Source organism: Vibrio sp. 811, assembly GCF_033339195.1.
Genome location: NZ_JAWOUB010000709.1, coordinates 1 through 575 on the forward strand (window position 1 = coordinate 1; position 575 = coordinate 575).

The 575-nt window shown below is 46.4% G+C and carries 1 protein-coding gene; it reads left to right on the plus strand.

All coding sequences use genetic code 11. From position 1 onward, the window contains the following. The coding region (locus R7Q46_RS28975) for a PmbA/TldA family metallopeptidase (protein ID WP_318078553.1) at window positions 1–575 on the plus strand (575 nt) is incomplete at both ends.

The window sequence follows — 575 nt, forward strand, 5'->3', positions numbered from 1 at the left end:
GGTTGATTACGTCCTGTCAGAAGCCAAACGCCAAGGTGCGGAAGCGGATGTGATTGTGAACCGTAACAGCAGCTTTTCGCTGAAAGCAAACCAAGGCAAGCTGGATGAGTACAAAGTCAGCTCAAGCCAAGTGCTGGGTGTTCGAGTCATTAAAGATGCCCGTGTCGCGACCAGTTATTCTGAATCACTAGAGCAACCAAGTTTAGATTTGATGCTCATAAACGCGCTGCAAAGTGCTCGTTTTTCTAAGCAAGATGAACATCAAACCATCAGCTGCGTAAACAGCAAAATCACCACTGATGTTGCAGAAATTGCGCAAGCCGATACCACATCGGTCGATGAGAAAATTGAACTGTCCCTTGCGCTTGAGCAAGGTGTTGTGGCTTTGCCTCACGCTTCAAGCTCACCATACAATGGTTACAATGACGGTGAAACTCAGCTCATCATCGCGAATACTCAAGGTACGGTATGTCAACATTTCGAGCGCTCTTTCACTTGTTACGCGTATACCTTATTTGAAAAAGATGGCAAACAGTCGATGGCAGGTAGAATGTCGTTAGGTCGCCGTTTTGATG